Origin of the sequence: Variovorax boronicumulans (assembly GCF_009811375.1) — a bacterium.
GTDB lineage: Bacteria > Pseudomonadota > Gammaproteobacteria > Burkholderiales > Burkholderiaceae_C > Variovorax > Variovorax boronicumulans.
This window is the reverse complement of the sequence record NZ_BKDH01000001.1, coordinates 704315-722161: the sequence shown is the minus strand read 5'-3', so window position 1 is coordinate 722161 and position 17847 is coordinate 704315. Positions and strand designations below refer to the sequence as shown.

Genomic DNA, 17847 nt, shown 5'->3' with positions numbered 1-17847 from the left:
CTTGCAATGATGCACGCTAGGTTCGTGACCAAAGAGGATGAACTCTATCTGGCCGCAGAAAGCATGCAGTTGCTCAGCACCATCGGTAATTGACGCGCCCCACCTTGCAGTAGCTGCATCAGCTTTCATGCGCAGCTCTCGATGGCGACAACGGACCACCGGCCTTAGACCGAACGTCCGACGACGCTTTGGCCACTACTCTTTTGAACTCCCTGTCGCGTGCCATGAACGCATGAAGCATGTGAGGGATCAGCGCAACCGCATCGACGGCCTGTTCATATTCCCGACTGTGCAGTTCTGCGTACCGGTCCAGCGTCGTTTTCAGTTCAGCGGACACTGAGATCGTCAGCTTGACCACTTCCGCTTTCGGCAGTGGGCCCAGCCGGAGCTTGGTCTTGTTCATTGCGAACTCCCGCGCTTTAAAAACAATAGCTGATACGGCCGCAGGATCAAGTCCTTGTTCACCATCACCCGCATCGCAAACCCCGGCCGGATCGTCAGCGTCGGCTGGATGTTCGCATTGCGCTTCGTGATTTCCTGCCCGACCTGGTTCACCGTGTCCTGCGCGCCCTCACGCACCGCGATCACGAGGCGATTGCCATCCTGGTCCGCCCGGCTCTGCGGCGCGGCCAACTCGGCTCCCACGCCGAGCAGCGTGGACAACGCCGCGCCGGCCAGGATGCGATCCCAGTGCCAGTCGACCGCGTCCCCCAGCCCGGCGTACCCGGCCGGGTCGATGCCCGGCAACCGATCGAGCGCCACCGAGGACGTGTCCGGCAGTATCAGCCTTGTCCATACCAGCAGCACGCGCCGCTGCCCGAAGGCTACCTGGCTGTCGTAACGCCCGATCAGCCGCGAGCCTTGCGGGATCAGCAGATGGCGCCCCGTGGCCGTGTCGTAGACCGCCTCTGTCACGGTGGCGATCACCTGCCCCGGCAAGTCGGAGTTGATGCCCGTCACCAGCGCAGCCGGGATGATGGTGCCCGCCATCACCTGGTACGGCGAAGCCGGCAATTGCAGGCTGCCCGGATTGCGCGTGGCCGTGTCACCGGCATTCGCAAGAAAAGCTTCCTGGCGGTCCTGTTGGTTCTGTGCCGTCGTAGGGTCGGTGGGCGAAGCCACGGCTGGGTTCATCGCGCCCAAAGGATTGAACGGCTGCTGCCCCGCCGTCATCCCGGAGGGATCCGCGGCGGCTGCGGGCAAGGCCCGCTCGACGGCCGTCCCCCGCTTCGCGGCGGCGCCGTCGCCGCCGCGCCGGAAGAACACCGACGATCGCGCCGCCTCCTCGGCCGCCAAGCGCTCGGCCTGCGCCGGATCAACGCCCTGCCCCGCCCTCGCCTCCATCGGCTGCTGTGCCTTCACCATGGCCGACCCGAGGTCTCCCGGCAGCGGCGGCCCCAGCATCGGTGGCGCCGGCTTCGACGCCGGCGGCATCCCGGCATAGTCCTTCGGCAACTGGTCCAACCCATCGGCCCGGGCCACGCGGTCCACGTTATACAGCTCGGCCGCCGGGTTGCGCTCGCGCTTCTGCGATTGCAGCGACCACATCGTGCCACCGAGCACAGCCGCGGCCAGGGTGCCGGCGCCAACCGCCAGCATGCGGCGATTGAGCCGCATGACCGGCCGCGGCTGCGCGCGCAGGGCCACCGTCTCCGGCGCCACCTTGGGCGCGACCTGGGACGACAGGGGCGGCACGGTCTCTTCCGCGCTCATGACCCACCGCTCCGCGTGCCCTGTACGCTGCCGATCGCGCCATCCGTGCGCTCGATGCGCACCACCTCGGCTCTGCCGCCCTTGAAGCCGCCCAGCCGCAGCTCCGCCGCGCCGAAGAGGCGGTCGACCACGTAGTACGGCGAGCGGAAGCGGTAGTTCACGAGCTGCCCGTCGCCCTGCGGCCCGATGACGAACAGCGGCGGCAACTCGCCCTGGGCGATGCCGCCCGGGAACTGGATGTAGACTTTCTGCCCGTCGTCGAAGGCCCTCAGCGGTCTCCAGGACGGCGTATCGCCGCTGATCGCATAGCGGAACCGGATCTGCTCCACCGACAGGCCCGCATCCACAGGCGCGGCGGCCCGCGCCTCACTCGACTGTTTCTGCAACGCCAGCATCCGGTCCTTCGGATAGTCCCAGGACACCGACGCCATCCAGGCCTGCGGCGTCGAAGACAGCTCCAACAGGTAGGTGCGCCGATTCGTCGTGATGACCAGGTTCGTCTTCAGGCCCACGCGCGTGGGTTTCACGAGCACGTGGACCCGCTGGCTCGCACCGCTGCCGCTGACCGTGTCGCCCACGATCCAGCGCACCGTGTCGCCGGCCGAGACCGCCACCAGTTCCTCGCCCTCCTGCAGTGCGATCACGGTCACGCGGCCCGGGCTCGTGTAGACCTGATACAGCGCGCCGTCCGCATACGGCCAGACCTGGATCGCATTGACGTAGCCCTCGCGCGTCGGTGGTACGCGGGCCTCCTCGTTGGCCCGTGAGACGCGCACTTTCTCGTCGAGGGGTTCAGGCACCGACTTGGCCTCCTGCGCGCTCGGCAGCGCCTTCATTTGCCCGGGCAGCGGCAAGGGCTTCGGCACCTCCACCACCTCGACGGGCGGGGACGGTTCGGGCACCGGCTGTGCGGCGACGGCCACTGGCTCGTCCAGCGGGATCGCCGGCGGCGGCTTGCCCTGCGTGGCACAACCGGCGAGGACGGCCGCCGCCATCAGGATCGGCGCAAATGCGTGTTCACGGAAATCCGTCTTCATGGCTTGGTTCCTTTCGCTGTGTCCGTCGCATCGAGCTCGCGGCTCCAGGACAGACCGTTGACGTAGATGCCCAGCGGGTTCCTGCGCAGCCGCTCCTCGGTGCGCGGCGCCTGCAGCACGATCGCCAGCACCGCGGTCCAGCGCTCCAGCCCGGCCGCTTCGCCATTGACGTAGCGGCGCTCCGTCCAGCGCACCTGGAACGACGAATCGCTGGCGCGCACCACGCTGTTTATCTGCACCGCCACCGAGCTCTCCCCGATGCGCGAGAACGGATCGTTGGCTCGCGCGTATTCGTTCAAGGTCGCGGCGCCGCGGTCCGTCGTGTACTCGTAGGCCTCGAGCCAGTTCTGCCGCACCACGATCGGATCGATCGACAGCGAGCGCACGTCGGTGATGAAGCGCGCCAGGTGGTGCGCGATCTGTGCGTCGCTGGGCTTGTAGGGCGTGGCGGCCTCGCCGACCGCACGCACCTGGCCGGCGCTGTCCACCTCGACGACATAGGGCGTCACGATGGACTGCGCCGAGCGCCAAACCAGCCCGCCGGCCATCAGCAGGGCCAGAGAGAGGCAGCCAAAGGCCATGATCCGCCAGTTCTTCGCCTGCACGCGCGCACTGCCGATGCGCTGGTCCCAGACCTGCGCCGCGGCTTGATAGGGGGTGACGGGCTCGGGCGTGTCCGAGTACCGCACCTGGGGTCGCTTGAATCGCATGGGTCGTTCTCCTCAAGAATCCGGATCAGGTGCTGGCGTCGTCGCGCAGGCTCGGGCCCGTGCCGCTGCCGCCGTGGTCGCCCGAGCGCAGGACATGTGCCGTCGTGGAGGCCGCATGGCTCAGCTGCTGCTTGCGGCGCATCTGTCGGGCCCATGCAGGCTCGTGGGCCTGTGCGTCGGGCTCGTACGCACCGGTAGATGCCGCATGCCCCGTCGTCGCAGGCGCAGAGGCATCGGCCACGAAGCTCGCCACGCGGTCCTTCACGGCCCTGGCGCCAGACGCGACCTGCTGGCCGACGGCACCGGCACCGGTTTTCGCGAGATGGGCAAGGCCGGCACCGGCCGCGCGCACACCTCCACCGCTGGATGCCGCCGCGCCGGCTTGGTAGGCCGACTTCGCGCCGTCCGCCAGGCTGCTGGCCGAGCGCGCGGCCGCCGCGCCGCCGCCGATGGCCGCACGCGCTGCGCCGGGCGCCATGCGCGTGCCCGCGGCCACGGCGGAACCCGCGCTCGCCACGGCCGCGCCACCGGCGACGGCCAGCCCCGCCGCACCCAGGGCCGTACCGGCCGCCGCGCCGGCACCGAGCTGCGGCGCGCCCGACACCAGGCCCGTCGCGATCCCCGGTCCGAAGATTCCCAGGCCTAGCATCGCCAGCGATGCCAGCATGATCGTCAGCGCATGGTCGATGGACGGCTCGGCCCCAGGCGGCGTGCGGAACTCCGCGAAGAGGCCGGTGCCGATCCCCACAATCACCGCCAGCACCAGCACCTTGATGCCCGAGGACACCACGTTGCCCAGCACCTTCTCGGCCAGGAACGCGGTCTTGTTCCACAGCGCGAAGGGCACGAGCACGAAGCCCGCCAGCGTCGTCAGCTTGAACTCGATCAAGGTGACGAAGAGCTGCACCGCGAGCACGAAGAAGCTCACGATCAGCACCAGCCAGGCCAGGAACAGCACCGCGATGGTGTCCAGATGGGCGAAGGTCTCGGGGAAGCCCGTCATCTCGCCGATCTGTTCCATGATCGGCCGGCCCGCCTCGATGCCGACCTGCGCAAGCCGGCCGGGCTGCAGGAACTGCGCCTGCGTCAGGCCGGAGCCCGACGCCATCAGGCCGAGCCCCGCGAACGACCGGAACAGGACCCCGGCCAACTGGTTGAAGTGGCCGATGATGAAAGCGAACGCCCCCACATAGAGCACCTTGCGGATCAGCCGCGCGATCACGTCGTCGCCCTGCCCCGCCGCATGGCCCATGGCCCAGAACAGCCCGGCCAGGGTCATGTCGATCACGACCAGCGTGGCCGTGAGGAACGCCACCTCGCCATGCAGCAAGCCGAAGCCCGAATCGATGTAGCGCGAGAAGACATCCAGGAAGCGATCGATGACCGCGACATCGTTCATCGCTTCAGTCCTTGGCGCCCGCGCCGGCCGGCGGCGAAGCAGGTGCGGCCGGTGGCGGGACCGGATCGCTCGCGTAGGGCGATGGGCCGCCGCTCATGAAGCGCTGGCGCGTGGCCTCGGCCGCCGCCTGGCACTGCGCGTCGCCCATCCTGGCATGGTCGGCCTTGCACTGCGCGCGCAGCTCCTTCAGCCGCTCGGGACTCGCGACCAGGGCTTCGACGGACTCGATCGCAGGCGCTGAAGGCTCGGACTTGCCGCAGCCGGCGAGCACCAGGGCCAAAGCGGCTGTCGCGATGAGAAGCAGGTTCTTCATGGACGCCCCTCAGCTGCCGTAGAAATTCACGTTATGGGGCGTGTACGGCGTGCCGCTGCCCATGAAGCGGCGACGCACCTCGCGCGCACGCTCCTGCACCGCCACCTGCCGCGCCTGTTCCAGCGCCGCAGCGCGGTCCTGCGTGATCTGCAGCTGCTGCGCCTGGATCGCCTGGCGCGATTGCAGCGCCAGCAGCTGGTTGGTCGCCTGCATCGCCTGCAAGGCGCCCGTGGCCGACTGGCTGCGGTTCACGAGATCCGTGAGCGCGCGCTCGTCGGCGGCGAAGTTCTGCATCGCCTGCGACTGCACCCGCGTCGCGGTGCGCAGGGCTTCCAGCGAGTTGCGCCAGCGCTGGCGCGCATCGCCGGCCATCTGCGCGCCGGAGATCGCCGCTGAAAAGGACTCCGGATAGAGACGCTTGAACTCGTCCTCCATGCGCGAGACGTTGAACGCGAGTCCCTGCGCCTGCTGGATCAGCTGGTTCGTGGCCGCCAGCGTCGACTTGAGCTCGGACAGCGCACTGAAGTCCAACCCCTGCAGGTTCCTCGCCTGGTTGCGCAGCATCTGCGCCTCGTTCTGCAGCTGCTCGACCTGGTTGTTGATCTGCTCCAGCGCACGGGCTGCCGTCAGCATGTTCTGGATGAAGTTGGACGCATCGAACACCGTGTCGCCGACGCCGAAGATGGCATGGGCCGGTGGCGCCACACCGAAAGCGATCGCACTGACCGCGACCAGCGCGGCGATCCGGGGTTTGAAGGAAAACTGGAGGTTCATGGCATTGGCTCCTGCGAGGTTGAGGAAAGAGATGGAGATGCAGATGGAAACGATGGAATGAGGTCGGCCGCCCATCCGAGACCGCGGTGCCGCAGCCAGGCGGCCGCGAAGACCGAAAGCATCCGCGCGAACGGCGACGCCAGCACCGAGGCCTGCACGCGGTCGATCTCGCGCTGGTCTTCGGGCGAACCCGCGCCGGCAAACGCCAGCGCCACCGGTCCGAGCCCGAGCTCGAACACCCGGTTGCCCAGGCGCGACTGGTAGTAATAGTCGCGCTTGGGCTGCGCCGTGGCGACGATCTCGATCTGCCGGCGGTTGAGTCCGAAGCCCTCGTAGATCACGCGGATCTGGGGTTCCGTGGCCTGCGGGTTGGGCAGGAAGATCCGGCTCGCGCAGCTCTCGACGATGGCTGGCGCGATGCTGGAGTTCTGGATATCGGCCAGGCTCTGCGTCGCGAAGATCACCGAGACGTTCTTCTTGCGCAGCGTCTTGAGCCACTGGCGGATGCGCGCGGCGAACACCGGGTCGTCGAGGAACAGCCAGGCCTCGTCGAGGATCAGGAGCGTCGGCGCACCGTCGAAGCGTTCGTCGAAGCGCGCGAACAGGTAGCTCAGCACGGCCAGCACGGCCGCCTTGCTGTGCATCAGCTCCTCCATCTCGAAACACTGGATGGAGGACGCGCCCAGCCGGTCCCGGTCCGCGTCCAGCAACCGCCCATGCGCACCACCGAGCACGTAGGGCGCCAGCGCCTGGCGCAGGGCATTCGACTGCAGCAGCACCGCCAGACCGGTCATCGTGCGCTGCTCGAGTGGTGCGGTGGCGAGGCTGGCCAGCGCCGACCACACCATCTCCCGCTCGGCCGGCCCGACCTCGAGGCCTTCTTGCCGAAGGCGTCCCTCCACCCACTCCACCGCCCAGGTGCGGTACCCGTCCAGGTCGATGCGCGCGAGCGGCTGGAAGGCGATCTCGCCATCAGTCCCGAGGTCGTAGTGCTCGCCGCCCAGCCCCAGGATCGTGGCGCGCAACGAGCGCCCCATGTCGAAAGCCAGGATGCGCGAGCCAGCATAGCGGCGGAACTGCAGCGCGAGCGTGGCGAGCAGCACCGACTTGCCCATGCCGGTCGGCCCGACCACGAGTGTGTGCCCGACGTCGCCGATGTGCGTGACCAGCCGGAACGGCGTGGCGCCATCGGTGCGCGTGACGATCAGCGGCGGACCCTCGAGATGCGCATTGCGCTCGGGACCGGCCCAGACGGCCGATACCGGCAGCATGTGCGCGAGGTTCAAGGTCGAGACGATGGGCTGGCGCACGCTCGCGTAGGCATGGCCCGGGATCGACGACAGCCAGGCCTCGACCGCGTTGAGGGTCTCGGGGATCGTGACGAAACCGCGGCCCTGGATCGTGCGTTCCACCGCGCGCAGCTTCTCGTCGGCGGCCGCCGCATCGGCGTCGAGCACGATCACCGTAGCCGTCACATAGCCGAAGGCCACCTGGTCGCTGCCGAGTTCCTGCAGGGCAGCGTCAGCATCTCCCGCTTTGTTCGAGGCGTCCGAGTCGACCAGCGCACTCTCCTGCTGGAAGATGGTCTCGCGCAGAAGCGCGACGATGTTCTTGCGCTTGGCGAACCACTGGCGACGCAGGCGCACGAGCTCCTTCTCCGCCTCGGCCTTGTCCAGGCAGAGGAAGCGCGTGCTCCAGCGGTAGGCGAAGCCCAGGCGGTTCAGGTCGTCGAGCAGGCCCGGCCAAGTCGAGGTCGGGAAGCCGCGCACCGACAGCACGCGCAGATGCCGGCTGCCGAGCATCGGCGCGAGCCCGCCCGTCAACGGCTCGTCGGCCAGCAGCACATCGAGGTGCATCGGCACTTCGGGCACCGCGACCGCGTGCCGACGCGTGGACACGCAGCTGTGCAAGTGGGTCAGCGTCTGCGCATCGTCAAGCCACTCGACCTCCGGCATCACGCCTTCGAGCAGACCGAAAAAGCGCTCGGTCTCGGAGACGAAGGTTTCCAGCCGCCCCTTCCAATCCGACCCGTCCGCTGCACCCGATCCATCCTGGACGTCTGTCCCTGCGCGCTCATAGAGCAGCCCCGCGGCACGCGCCTTCGACTCCTCGGGCGGCAGGTACAACAAGGTCAGGTGATAGCGGCTCTCGAAGTGGCTGGCGTCCTCCTCGAACGCGGCGCGGCGCTCCTCTTCGACCAGCCAGGACAGCGCCTCGGGAAACGACGACTCCGGATAGCCGGCCGCCTCCCGCCGCTCGGCCTCCACGAACATCGCCCAGCCCGCGCCGAGCCGGCGCAGCGCGTTGTTGAGCCGTGCCGAGGTCGCGACGAGCTCGCCCTGCGTCGCGCTGTCAAGGTCCGGCCCGCGGAACCGCGCCGTGCGCTGGAACGATCCATCCTTGTTGAGCACGACGCCAGGGGCGACCAGACCGGCCCAGGGCAGCCAGTCGGCCAGCAGCGCCGGGCGCTTGCGGTACTCGGCGAGATTCAGCATGGCGTCTCCCCTTCTTGCATCACGCATCCCCTAGACATCGAGAAGGGGCCGCTGCTTGATGTGCCGCGCGAAGACCTGCAGGAACTGCGGGTCCAGGCGCGCACCCCAGACGGCCAGCGCGTGGCCGACGATCCAGAGCGCGATGCCGGGCCCCCAGAGCTGCAGCCCGAGACCGACCGCGGCGGCCAGCGTGCCGTTGGCGATCGCCACGGTGCGCGGTGCGCCGCCTAACAGGATCGGTTCGGTGAGCGACCTGTGCAGCGGGATCTCGAAACCGGGCGCGACACCCGGGGAGAAAGCAGCCGACTCATTCATGCCAGCACCGCTCCACCCGAGAAGCTGAAGAAGGTCAGGAAGAAGCTCGAGGCGGCGAACGCGATCGACAGGCCGAACACGATCTGGATCAACCGGCGGAAACCCCCTGAGGTGTCGCCGAAGGCCAGCGTCAGGCCGGTCACGATGATGATGATCACTGCGACGATCTTGGCCACTGGGCCCTGGATCGAATCGAGGATCGACTGCAGCGGTGCTTCCCAGGGCATGTTGGAGCCGGCCGCGTGCGCGGGCAGCGCGATGGCCAGCAGGAGCGCGGCCTCCGTCACCATGGACAGAAGCGGCTTTGCGGAACTGCGTGAAATCGTCATGGCGGTTCTCCAGGAGACGACGGGGTGGAAGGAGCAGAGAGGGATGAAGAGAGCAACGGAAAGCCAGGCACCGCCGAGGTATCAAGCCGGTAGCCCTCGCTGTCGTGGCCGATCACGCGCGCGATCTCGCGTACCCGCCGGGCGCGGCCGCGGCCGGCGATGAAGACGATGACGTGGACCGCCTCGGCGATCAGGGCGCGCGGCACGGTGACCGAGACTTCCTGCACCAGTTGCTCCAGCCGCGTGAGGGCGCCCAGCGCGGATCCGGCATGCACGGTGGCGATGCCCCCCGGATGCCCTGTGCCCCAGGCCTTGAGTAGGTCCAGCGCCTCGGCGCCGCGCACCTCGCCAACCACGATGCGGTCCGGCCGCAACCGCAAGGTGGCGCGCACCAGGTCGGCCATGGTGGTCACGCCCGGCTCGGTGCGCATGCTCACGTGGTCGTCGGAGCGGCATTGCAACTCCACCGTGTCCTCGAGAATCAAGACGCGGTCGCGCGTCTCGGCGATCTCGTCGAGCAGCGCGTTCGCGAGGGTCGTCTTGCCCGTGCTGGTGCCGCCGGCCACGACGACGTTCAGGCGATCGTGCACGGCCCGCCGCAGGAATGCGGCCTGGTCCCCCGTCAGGATGCCGTCGGCCACGTACTGCGCCAGGCTCAGGATGCGCAGCGCCCGCTTGCGGATCGCGAACGAGGGGGCGCGGACCACCGGCGGCAGCACGCCCAGGAAGCGCTCGCCAGTCTCGGGCAACTCGGCCGAGAGGATCGGGAGGCCCGCATGAACCTCGGCGCGCACGTGCGTGGCGACGAGGCGGATGATGCGTTCGGCCACCGGCGAAGGCAGCGCCGCGCCGGTGGGCTCGCGGCCAGTGCCGAGCCGGTCCACCCACAGCGAGCCGTCGGGGTTGAGCAGGACCTCCACGACTTCCGGGTCCGCAAGGGCCGCCGCGATCTCGGGCCCCATGGCCGTGCGCAGCATGCGGATGCGCCGCGCCACGGCGCTGTCCGCAGCGCCGCCGTCCGATGCGCCGGAAGAAGGATCACGCGGCTGGACCATCGACGGCCTCCTCCGATTCCCTCTGCCCTGCCCGCAAGGGCGCCGCCGCTTCGGGCTCAATCTCCTCATGGACTTCGCGCACCAGGCTGCGCCCGCGCTGCAAGTGGCGCCCGAGCTGCTCGATGAACTGGGCAAAGCGGGCCCGTCCCTGCGCGCGGGCGGTTTCCAGCTGGCCCTCGGGCACCGGGATCGAGACCGTGAGGAAGTAGCGGACATAGAGCGCCACCGTCTCGATCAGCACGTTCTGATCGCGCTCCAGCCGATCGAACTGGCGCGAGAGCCGGTCCAGGCGCTTGGCGAGCGCGGCCTCGCGCTGGTCGCCCCCGTCGGGCGACAGGAACGAAGCCAGCGCGGCGGCGATCACGGCCGACTTCGACACGCCTTTGTGCACCGCCAACCGATCCAGGCGCTTGGCGTGCTCTGGCTCGATGAAGATATTGAGGCGAGCCCGTGTCATAGCGCGATCCCGTCGTCAGGGTCCAGCGCTGCGAGGCGTGCGGTACGCGCGAGCTGACGGTCCACGTCCTGCGGGCGCAGCGGCACGTCCTCCTCGTCCTCGAGCACCAGAAGGCCGTCATCTTCAGGCAGACCCCGCGTGTCGCGCACAACCTCCAATTCGGGCTTGAGCTGATGGCCACCCTCGTCGGTGAAGCCTCCCGCAAAGTTGCCCGACGCAACCTCGGGCGCGGCCAGCGGCGCCAGTCCGCTCCAATCATCGGGCTGCGCTGTCGGCCGGTCTGCGTAGGCGCCCGCAGCCAGCACAGGAGGCGCCAACACGCGCCGCGTGAAGTTGCGGTCCTCGTAGTAGCGCAGCTTTTTAGCCTTGATCGGCGGATGGCCCGAGACCATCACCACCGCGTCGTCGGGCGGCAACTGCATCACCTCGCCCGGCGTCAGCAACGGCCGCGCCGTCTCCTGGCGCGACACCATCAGGTGGCCGAGCCAGGGAGCGAGCCGGTGGCCCGCGTAGTTGCGTTGCGCGCGCAGCTCGGTCGCGGTCCCCAGCGCTTCCGAGATCCGCTTGGCGGTGCGCTCGTCATTCGTCGCGAATGCGACGCGCACGTGACAGTTGTCGAGGATCGAGTGGTTCATGCCATAGGCCTTGTCGATCTGGTTGAGGGACTGCGCGATCAGGAACGCACGCAGTCCGTAACCGGCCATGAACGCCAGCGCCGACTCGAAGAAGTCCAGCCGACCAAGGGCCGGGAATTCGTCGAGCATCAGCAATGCCTTGTGGAGGCGCGCGATGCCGTCAGAACCGTCGAGCGATTCCGTCAGCCGCCGGCCGATCTGGTTGAGGATCAGCCGAATCAGCGGCTTGGTGCGGCTGATGTCCGAGGGCGGAACGACCAGGTACAGCGAGACCGGGTGTTCCGCCGAGATCAGGTCGGCGATGCGCCAGTCGCAACGCGAGGTGACCTCGGCCACCGTCGGGTCGCGATACAGCCCCAGGAAGGACATGGCCGTGGACAGCACGCCGGACCGTTCGTTGTCGCTCTTGTTGAGCACCTCACGGGCGGCCGAGGCAACGACCGGATGAATGTCCTCACCGAGATGCCGAGTCGTCATCATCCGGTGCAGCGTGACCTCGAAAGGGCATGCGGGGTCGGACAGGAAGTTGGCCACGCCGCGCAGCGTCTTGTCCTCGCCGGCGTAGAGCACATGCAGGATCGCGCCGACCAGCAGCGCATGGCTGGTCTTCTCCCAGTGATTGCGACGTTCCAAGGCGCCCTCGGGATCCACCAGAATGTCCGCGATGTTCTGCACGTCACGCACCTCGTGCGCGCCGCGGCGCACCTCGAGCAGCGGGTTGTACGCAGCCGACCGCGCATCGGTCGGGTTGAACAGCAGGCAGTGCGAGAAACGCGAGCGCCAGCCCGCCGTGAGATTCCAGTTCTCGCCCTTGATGTCGTGTATCACAGCGGAGCCGGGCCAGGACAGCAGCGTGGGCACCACGAGTCCCACGCCCTTTCCGGAGCGCGTGGGCGCGAAGGCCATCACATGCTCCGGTCCTTCGTGGCGTAGGTAGGCTTCATCCCTGCCGGGCGCCTTGCCGAGGAACACCCCCGTCGCGTTTGTCAGTCCGGCCTTGGCGATCTCATGGTGCTCAGCCCAACGCGCGGAGCCATATGTCGTGACCTGCTTGGACAGTCGCGCGCGCCAGATCGCCATCGCAATCGCGGCGCCAGTGGCGAGCATGCCGCTGAGAGCGGCGATGGCACCGCCACTTTCGAAGACGCGGGATGCATAGGCATCGTAGAAGTACCACCATTCGAATAACTTCCACGGCTCGTAGACTGGCACGCCGGAAGTCTCGAACCAAGGAGGGCCGAGCCTAGGCTGGTAGCCCAGCGCATGCGCAGTCCACTGCGTGGCCGTCCACACCCCACCCGTCGTGGTACCGAGTACCACAACAATCTGTCCGAACAGGATGCCGTTCGTTTCCCTCGGCATAGGTCACCTCCGCATTCATTTCCGGCGCACATACAGAAGCGCACCGCTTTCTGAAGTCTGGATTCGAAGTGCCGCAGCGCACACCCACGGGGGCGTGGCGCAGCGTACGTGGGCGGACGTGTTGTTGTGGCTTTGGGCCTGTTGAAGGCTGTGCGCGGAAGATCGCGCCCTGTCAGGCGGCGGGTAGCATTTCAAAGGATCGGCGCTTTGTCCAACGCCAACGGCGCGAGGCAGCATCGCGCCAAACGCCGCGCGCCGCTTGCATCAATGCGGCGTCTTGGCATGCGCCAGAAAACGTTGCAGCGCGTCGTGCAACTCGTGGCTTTGAGGCTTGTGCAGCACGTAGGTGTTGATGCGTATGTCCTCGGCCAGAGGTACGGCCACTACGTCGGCGCGGCGCAGAGTTTCCATGTGGCCGGCATCGGCGACCCCGACTCCCAGGCCGGAGGCCACGCGGGTGATGTAGCCTGCCAGGGTCCGGGCCTCGCCCGCGATGATGGGACTCGCCGTGTACTGCCGACGCACAGCGTCCATCTGCTCGCGCAGCCCCGGTAAGCGACCGGGGTGCGAGGCGATCATCGGAAACGCAAGGAGTTCAGAGATCGGCAGGACGTCACGTGCTACCAACTTGTGACCGGGCGGGAGCAATGCCACCAACGGGTAGGACCATGCCACTTCCTGGACGACGGCCTCGTCGTCCGGCACGCCGAAGGAGAATCCGACATCGATTTCCTCGCGCCGCAACGCGGCCAGCAGCTCGACCGCGCGCATCTCGGCAATGTCAAGCGGGATGTTGGGCGCCAGCGCTCGCCAGTTGGCGAAGCACTCGGAAAGCTTGGGTTGGGCGATCCCGTCGGCGACGCCGATGCGAAGCGGCGCCCGGTAGCGAGCATCGGTTTCCCGCACAGCGCGCTTGATGCGCTCCAGACGAAGGAAGAGTCTTCGCGCATGGTCGAGCAACTTGACGCCTGCAGGAGTGAGCTGAAGTCTGCGGGGCCTCCGAACGAGGAGCGCCACACCCATTCGCTCTTCCAAGTCACGTACGGTTCGCGACAGTGGGGTTTGGTCGATATGAACCCGCTCAGCGGCGCGACGAAAATTGAGCTCCTCGGCGACGGCGATGAAGTAACGGAGATGGCGAAATTCGATCATCCTTGCGTTCATTCCAGCGGTTCAATCTGGCACGCACTCGCTCAATTCGGCTGAAGTCACTTCTGGAACTACTCCGTTTTTTTGTTCAATTGCGCGAGCAATTGGAACTCAGTCCTCCTAGCCCCAGCTTGATCCGATCCACGTTGTAGTACTGGATGTATTCGTAAATCGCGCACTTCAAGGTCTCGATGGCCACCAGCACCGGGCCGAAGATTTCCTCCCGAACGAGCCGGTGGTCGTGGTCAAAGTCCACCAGCACTGTGGGCCTGACGTAATAGCAGCAGGTGGTGCTCGCCTGACGCAGGAAGGCCGTTTTTTGCTCGGTGGGGAGCTTGCTGATCTCGGAAAGATTCATGGCATCTCCTCAGGTGGGTCGGAACGCGTCAGTTGTCGATTCGGATGTTCTTGGCCTTGATGAGGCTGGTCCAGCGCGCTTCTTCGTCACTCAGGAACCGTGAGAACTGGGCGGCAGATTGCGGCGTGATCACCATCGTGCGATCGCGCAGCTCTTTCAGCACGGCAGGGTCCTGCAGAACTGCCAGAATCTCCTTGGCCAAGTAGTCCTTGATGGCCGCTGGCGTGTTTGCGGGCACCATGAAGCCGTACCAGACCGCAACATCGATTGGCAAGCCCTGCTCGGCAAGAGTCGGGAATTCCGGGTACGCGTCCATCCGCTTGGCCGACGTCACACCGAGCACCTTCACCTTCCCTGCCTTGGCCAGGTCTGCGGCGGTCTGGGTTCCCATGAACATGAGATCGACCTGCCCGCTGAGGAGTTGCGTCAGCGCGGGGGCGGATCCGGGAAACGGAACGTGCAGCAGGTGCACGTTCGCGGACTGCTCAATCAACGCAGTAGCCACATGCGCAGTGCTCCCGATACCCCAGGTCGCAACCGAGACCGCTCCGGGCCTTTCCTTCGCCAGCCGCACGAAGTCGGACACCGTGCTCGCTTTCGAGCTTGGGTTGGCAACGAGCGCAAACGGCACGACACCCATGAACGCCACTGCGTCAAAGTCCTTGGCGGCGTACGCGATGTTCTTGTAGATCAATGGGTTCAGCACGTTCGTTTCCGGCAGCGCAAACAGCAACGTGTACCCATCAGGTTGCGAACGAGCCACCAGGGTAGCGCCAATGATCCCGGTGGCGCCCGGCTTGTTATCGACCAGGACCGGCTGCTTGAGCCTGGTGGTCAGCCTATCGGCCATGAGGCGGGCCACTGCGTCGGTGTGAGCTCCAGGAGACCAAGGCACGACAAGCCTGATGGGCCGTTGTGGAAAGTTGTCGATCTGTGCAGATACCGGCAGCAGGAAGGCAGCCAAGACGGCGCCCAGTGCGAGATTGCGAAGAGACATGGTTGGTTCCCCAGGAATGACCTGGACACTCTAGTTGTGCAGCCCGCCCCCCGCGCAAACCACTTCGCTCGGATATGGGGGGCCAGTTGGCGCACGCTGAAGGACCTAGAGGATTCTTAGTCCAATGCGCCGTCGCTTACGTCATGCCAAGCTTCCTTCGGGCCCAGAGTTCGGCTACACGCGAGGGCGTAATCCCGTTGCGCATGCGATCGAAAAGTTTGTCGATGCGCTCCCCAATCAAGGCGACCTCGGCCATCACATCTGCATCGTTCCCTGTATTTCCATAGGCGTGAGCCGCCGAACGCTGGACCGCGCTGGGTGCTTTGGATGGCGACGATGCATCGGAGTCCGTCCGGGTTCGTCGCGAAGATCAAGCGTTCATGCGAGGCTTCTTCAGGCAGCCCGAACGGTGACATGGAAGCGGCAGAAGCGAGAGGTGCATTCAGGAGCTGGATCCTTGGCAATGTTGGGGTCTGATTCCTTCGACCGGACCATGCTCGTGCTTCTCCGAGTGTGAGCCGCCCTCCAATCGCGCCGCGTGCGCGACCTCTTGCATTCCGGCGCCAGCTGCCAATGCCTCATGAAAACCGGCGTCGGTGACCGCAGAAAATCGCGCCTTCATGATGGAGAACGCGCTCTGCGGTTTCTCTGCCAATGATGACGCGCAGGAGATGGCCTTCGAGAGCAGATCGTTCGGCTCGACGCTTTCTGAGACGAGTCCATATTTGGCGCACTGTTCGGCTGAAAGGCGCGCGCCGCTCAGCACAATCTGATGTGCAAGTGCCCGCGGCAGGAAGAGCCCGAGCAACCACGGCCCGAGTGCCGTCACCAGGCCGTGGTCAATCTCGGGAAAACCGAACTCGAAATCAGGTGTGGCGAGACGTGCATCCGACAAGAGCGCCAACGCCACGCCGCCCCCGAGGGCTAGGCCGTTGAGCGCAGTGACCAGGGGTTTGGAGAAGGCGCGCAGGTCACGGTAGAGGTCACCAATCTCCAGCATGACCGCACTCGCCGCGGATGGAGAAAGCGCCAGTAGTTCCTTGATGTCGTGCCCAGCACAAAACGCCCTGCCGCTGGCTGTCAGCACAAGAGCCGATATGCCGCTATCGCGCTGCGCTTCGCCGAGCGTTTGGCGCAGTTCTTCCCGCATCGTTCGGTTGATGGCGTTGAGAGCCTTGGGACGGTTCAGACAAACCACGAGCACCCCGTCGCAACGGTGAAGTTCGAGTGTAGAGCGCTGCCGAAACTGCGAACTCATATGACTTGTTTCGCACGCAGATCAGTGAGTTCCAGCTCGCCCAATCCAAGCAGGCGGGTCAGGATTTCGTCCGTCGCCTCCCCTAGCGCGGGGCCGGAGGTTGAGACCCGACCGGGTGTGCGCGAAAGCTTAGGCACGGGAGTCTGCATCGTGATCGTTCCGCCGGAACCGTCCGGGCGCGTGACGAAGTTCTCGCGAGCCGCGACGTGCGGGTGCCGCGCAAGCTCCCCCACGTCCAGTATCGGCGCGCATGGAACGTCTGCGTTCTGGAGCAACCGGATCACGGTGTCGCGGTCATGCGACCCAACCCAAGCGCGGACGATGCTTTCGATCTCGGTTCTATGCTCGACGCGCATCGCGTTGGTCGAGAATTGGGAGCCGGGCTGTGCCAAATGGGGCAAGTTCATTGCGCAGGCGAGACGCGCAAACATCTTCTCATCGGGAATGCCTATCGTGACGAAACGGCCGTCCGCACATTCATAGTTGGCCGTTGGTGCGACAGTGGCAACTTGCGATCCGAAGCGTTGGCGAATGAAGCCGGTCCGATCGAAGACGGCAAAGGCCTCATCCATCGTCCTCAACATGGGTTCATAGAGTGCCAGATCGACGAACTGTCCCTGCCCCGACCGCTCTCTCTCCAAGAGGGCCAGGAGAAGGCCGAGCGCACCGTAGACACCCGCGACGTAGTCAGCGAGGGAAGTCGGCCCCGGATTCGCGGGGGGCCGATCCGGCTCACCGCTGATGGACATGACTCCGCTGAATGCATGCGCGATGCGCGCAAGCCCAACCTGCTCCCTGAGCGGCCCGTCCTGGCCGAATGCGGAAAGCCGAAGCATCACGAGACGCGGGTTGGCAGCGTGAAGGGTTTCCCAGGACAACCCCCATCTCTCAAAGGTGCCGGGGCGGAAATTCTCCACGACGACATCGGCTTGCTTCGCGAGTGCAATGAACAAGTCTCGCCCTTCGGGCTTGCCGAGATCGATGGTGACCGACCGCTTGTTGCGGTTCTCGTTGAGCCACTGCATGGAGGCCCCGGGATCAGTCCCCTTCGTTCCGAAGCGCCGCAGCGGATCCCCGGAGCGCGGGTGTTCGATCTTGATCACTTGAGCGCCGAACTCCGAGAGGATCGCCGCGCTCAACGGCGCCGCAATGTAGGTGGCCGCATCGAGAACGAGAACACCCTCCAAGACAGAGGCGTTAGGCAATGACATACGTTGTGGGTTTCGAAGAGATCGCCACCTCGCGATCTTTTGATCGGAGTGCCAATCACTCTGGCGCGGGTTGAGCTTAGGCTGGCAATTCGCAGACCTACTAGCCACTTATGGCTTTCGGACGGTGCCACTTTGCGAGACGGGCATCTGCGGGCGATGCACCTCTTGAAGCACCAGACCGGCTCTTTCGCGTCTTGCGTCAGGCAACGACGTGGTTGGCGACAACCAGTCTCGTCCGGACGCCGTTGTTTGACGTTGGGGGAGCGCCCATCGCGTCCGG

17 protein-coding genes and 1 pseudogene are annotated in these 17847 nt (G+C 66.4%); all 18 read right to left on the bottom strand.

The annotated features are described in order from the left end of the window. Window positions 1–118: 118 nt before the first annotated feature. Complete coding sequence (locus VHAB30_RS03440) at window positions 119–403, bottom strand: DUF2274 domain-containing protein (protein ID WP_159275822.1); 285 nt, start codon at window positions 401–403, stop codon at window positions 119–121. Then, complete coding sequence (locus VHAB30_RS03435) at window positions 400–1713, bottom strand: TrbI/VirB10 family protein (RefSeq protein WP_159275821.1); 1314 nt, start codon at window positions 1711–1713, stop codon at window positions 400–402. Before VHAB30_RS03435 ends, VHAB30_RS03440 begins: the two co-directional genes overlap by 4 nt. Beyond that, the gene (trbG, locus tag VHAB30_RS03430) at window positions 1710–2750 is read right to left on the bottom strand and encodes a P-type conjugative transfer protein TrbG (RefSeq protein ID WP_159275820.1); all 1041 of its coding nucleotides are present in this window, start codon (window positions 2748–2750) and stop codon (window positions 1710–1712) included. The genes VHAB30_RS03435 and trbG overlap by 4 nt, the downstream gene beginning before the upstream one ends. Continuing rightward, window positions 2747–3460 (bottom strand): conjugal transfer protein TrbF, encoded by a 714-nt coding sequence (gene trbF / locus VHAB30_RS03425; protein WP_159275819.1) that lies wholly within the window; start codon window positions 3458–3460, stop codon window positions 2747–2749. Before trbF ends, trbG begins: the two co-directional genes overlap by 4 nt. 25 nt (window positions 3461–3485) lie before the next feature. Then, window positions 3486–4859 (bottom strand): P-type conjugative transfer protein TrbL, encoded by a 1374-nt coding sequence (trbL, locus tag VHAB30_RS03420; RefSeq protein WP_159275818.1) that lies wholly within the window; start codon window positions 4857–4859, stop codon window positions 3486–3488. A gap of 4 nt (window positions 4860–4863) precedes the next feature. After that, window positions 4864–5172 (bottom strand): EexN family lipoprotein, encoded by a 309-nt coding sequence (locus VHAB30_RS03415; protein ID WP_159275817.1) that lies wholly within the window; start codon window positions 5170–5172, stop codon window positions 4864–4866. A gap of 9 nt (window positions 5173–5181) precedes the next feature. Further along, window positions 5182–5946 carry a P-type conjugative transfer protein TrbJ gene (trbJ, locus tag VHAB30_RS03410; protein ID WP_159275816.1) on the bottom strand — a complete coding sequence of 255 codons (765 nt, stop codon included), beginning with the start codon at window positions 5944–5946 and terminating at the stop codon, window positions 5182–5184. Next, window positions 5943–8441: a conjugal transfer protein TrbE gene (gene trbE, locus VHAB30_RS03405; protein ID WP_159275815.1), complete on the bottom strand. Its 2499-nt coding sequence runs from the start codon at window positions 8439–8441 to the stop codon at window positions 5943–5945. The genes trbJ and trbE overlap by 4 nt, the downstream gene beginning before the upstream one ends. A 30-nt stretch (window positions 8442–8471) precedes the next feature. Next, window positions 8472–8756, bottom strand: a complete 285-nt coding sequence (locus VHAB30_RS03400; RefSeq protein ID WP_159275814.1) for a VirB3 family type IV secretion system protein — start codon at window positions 8754–8756, stop codon at window positions 8472–8474. Then, complete coding sequence (locus VHAB30_RS03395) at window positions 8753–9085, bottom strand: TrbC/VirB2 family protein (RefSeq protein WP_159275813.1); 333 nt, start codon at window positions 9083–9085, stop codon at window positions 8753–8755. The genes VHAB30_RS03400 and VHAB30_RS03395 overlap by 4 nt, the downstream gene beginning before the upstream one ends. Beyond that, window positions 9082–10140, bottom strand: a complete 1059-nt coding sequence (trbB, locus tag VHAB30_RS03390; RefSeq protein ID WP_159275812.1) for a P-type conjugative transfer ATPase TrbB — start codon at window positions 10138–10140, stop codon at window positions 9082–9084. Before trbB ends, VHAB30_RS03395 begins: the two co-directional genes overlap by 4 nt. Further along, window positions 10124–10597, bottom strand: coding sequence for a CopG family transcriptional regulator (locus VHAB30_RS03385; RefSeq protein WP_159275811.1), 474 nt, complete (start codon window positions 10595–10597; stop codon window positions 10124–10126). The genes trbB and VHAB30_RS03385 overlap by 17 nt, the downstream gene beginning before the upstream one ends. Further along, window positions 10594–12594, bottom strand: a complete 2001-nt coding sequence (locus VHAB30_RS03380) for a conjugal transfer protein TraG (protein ID WP_159275810.1) — start codon at window positions 12592–12594, stop codon at window positions 10594–10596. Before VHAB30_RS03380 ends, VHAB30_RS03385 begins: the two co-directional genes overlap by 4 nt. A 264-nt stretch (window positions 12595–12858) precedes the next feature. Beyond that, window positions 12859–13746: a LysR family transcriptional regulator gene (locus VHAB30_RS03375; protein WP_159275809.1), complete on the bottom strand. Its 888-nt coding sequence runs from the start codon at window positions 13744–13746 to the stop codon at window positions 12859–12861. An 85-nt stretch (window positions 13747–13831) separates the two neighbouring features. Beyond that, a pseudogene (locus VHAB30_RS31265) lies at window positions 13832–14023 on the bottom strand (aldehyde dehydrogenase family protein); the annotation flags it as partial. A 106-nt stretch (window positions 14024–14129) separates the two neighbouring features. Beyond that, window positions 14130–15098, bottom strand: a complete 969-nt coding sequence (locus VHAB30_RS03365; RefSeq protein WP_159275807.1) for a Bug family tripartite tricarboxylate transporter substrate binding protein — start codon at window positions 15096–15098, stop codon at window positions 14130–14132. A gap of 442 nt (window positions 15099–15540) precedes the next feature. Then, entirely contained in the window at window positions 15541–16356 is an 816-nt protein-coding gene (locus VHAB30_RS03360) for an enoyl-CoA hydratase/isomerase family protein (RefSeq protein WP_159275806.1), read from the bottom strand. Further along, complete coding sequence (locus VHAB30_RS03355) at window positions 16353–17567, bottom strand: CaiB/BaiF CoA transferase family protein (RefSeq protein WP_159275805.1); 1215 nt, start codon at window positions 17565–17567, stop codon at window positions 16353–16355. The genes VHAB30_RS03360 and VHAB30_RS03355 overlap by 4 nt, the downstream gene beginning before the upstream one ends. Between the last annotated feature and the right edge of the window lie 280 nt (window positions 17568–17847).

Excerpts from the sequence above, each read along its gene's own strand:
- VHAB30_RS03440 (WP_159275822.1), bottom strand. The coding sequence starts at position 403 with ATGAACAAGACCAAGCTCCGGCTGGGCCCACTGCCGAAAGCGGAAGTG.
- VHAB30_RS03435 (WP_159275821.1), bottom strand. The coding sequence starts at position 1,713 with ATGAGCGCGGAAGAGACCGTGCCGCCCCTGTCGTCCCAGGTCGCGCCC.
- trbG (WP_159275820.1), bottom strand. The coding sequence starts at position 2,750 with ATGAAGACGGATTTCCGTGAACACGCATTTGCGCCGATCCTGATGGCG.
- trbF (WP_159275819.1), bottom strand. The coding sequence starts at position 3,460 with ATGCGATTCAAGCGACCCCAGGTGCGGTACTCGGACACGCCCGAGCCC.
- trbL (WP_159275818.1), bottom strand. The coding sequence starts at position 4,859 with ATGAACGATGTCGCGGTCATCGATCGCTTCCTGGATGTCTTCTCGCGC.
- VHAB30_RS03415 (WP_159275817.1), bottom strand. The coding sequence starts at position 5,172 with ATGAAGAACCTGCTTCTCATCGCGACAGCCGCTTTGGCCCTGGTGCTC.
- trbJ (WP_159275816.1), bottom strand. The coding sequence starts at position 5,946 with ATGAACCTCCAGTTTTCCTTCAAACCCCGGATCGCCGCGCTGGTCGCG.
- trbE (WP_159275815.1), bottom strand. The coding sequence starts at position 8,441 with ATGCTGAATCTCGCCGAGTACCGCAAGCGCCCGGCGCTGCTGGCCGAC.
- VHAB30_RS03400 (WP_159275814.1), bottom strand. The coding sequence starts at position 8,756 with ATGAATGAGTCGGCTGCTTTCTCCCCGGGTGTCGCGCCCGGTTTCGAG.
- VHAB30_RS03395 (WP_159275813.1), bottom strand. The coding sequence starts at position 9,085 with ATGACGATTTCACGCAGTTCCGCAAAGCCGCTTCTGTCCATGGTGACG.
- trbB (WP_159275812.1), bottom strand. The coding sequence starts at position 10,140 with ATGGTCCAGCCGCGTGATCCTTCTTCCGGCGCATCGGACGGCGGCGCT.
- VHAB30_RS03385 (WP_159275811.1), bottom strand. The coding sequence starts at position 10,597 with ATGACACGGGCTCGCCTCAATATCTTCATCGAGCCAGAGCACGCCAAG.
- VHAB30_RS03380 (WP_159275810.1), bottom strand. The coding sequence starts at position 12,594 with ATGCCGAGGGAAACGAACGGCATCCTGTTCGGACAGATTGTTGTGGTA.
- VHAB30_RS03375 (WP_159275809.1), bottom strand. The coding sequence starts at position 13,746 with ATGATCGAATTTCGCCATCTCCGTTACTTCATCGCCGTCGCCGAGGAG.
- VHAB30_RS03365 (WP_159275807.1), bottom strand. The coding sequence starts at position 15,098 with ATGTCTCTTCGCAATCTCGCACTGGGCGCCGTCTTGGCTGCCTTCCTG.
- VHAB30_RS03360 (WP_159275806.1), bottom strand. The coding sequence starts at position 16,356 with ATGAGTTCGCAGTTTCGGCAGCGCTCTACACTCGAACTTCACCGTTGC.
- VHAB30_RS03355 (WP_159275805.1), bottom strand. The coding sequence starts at position 17,567 with ATGTCATTGCCTAACGCCTCTGTCTTGGAGGGTGTTCTCGTTCTCGAT.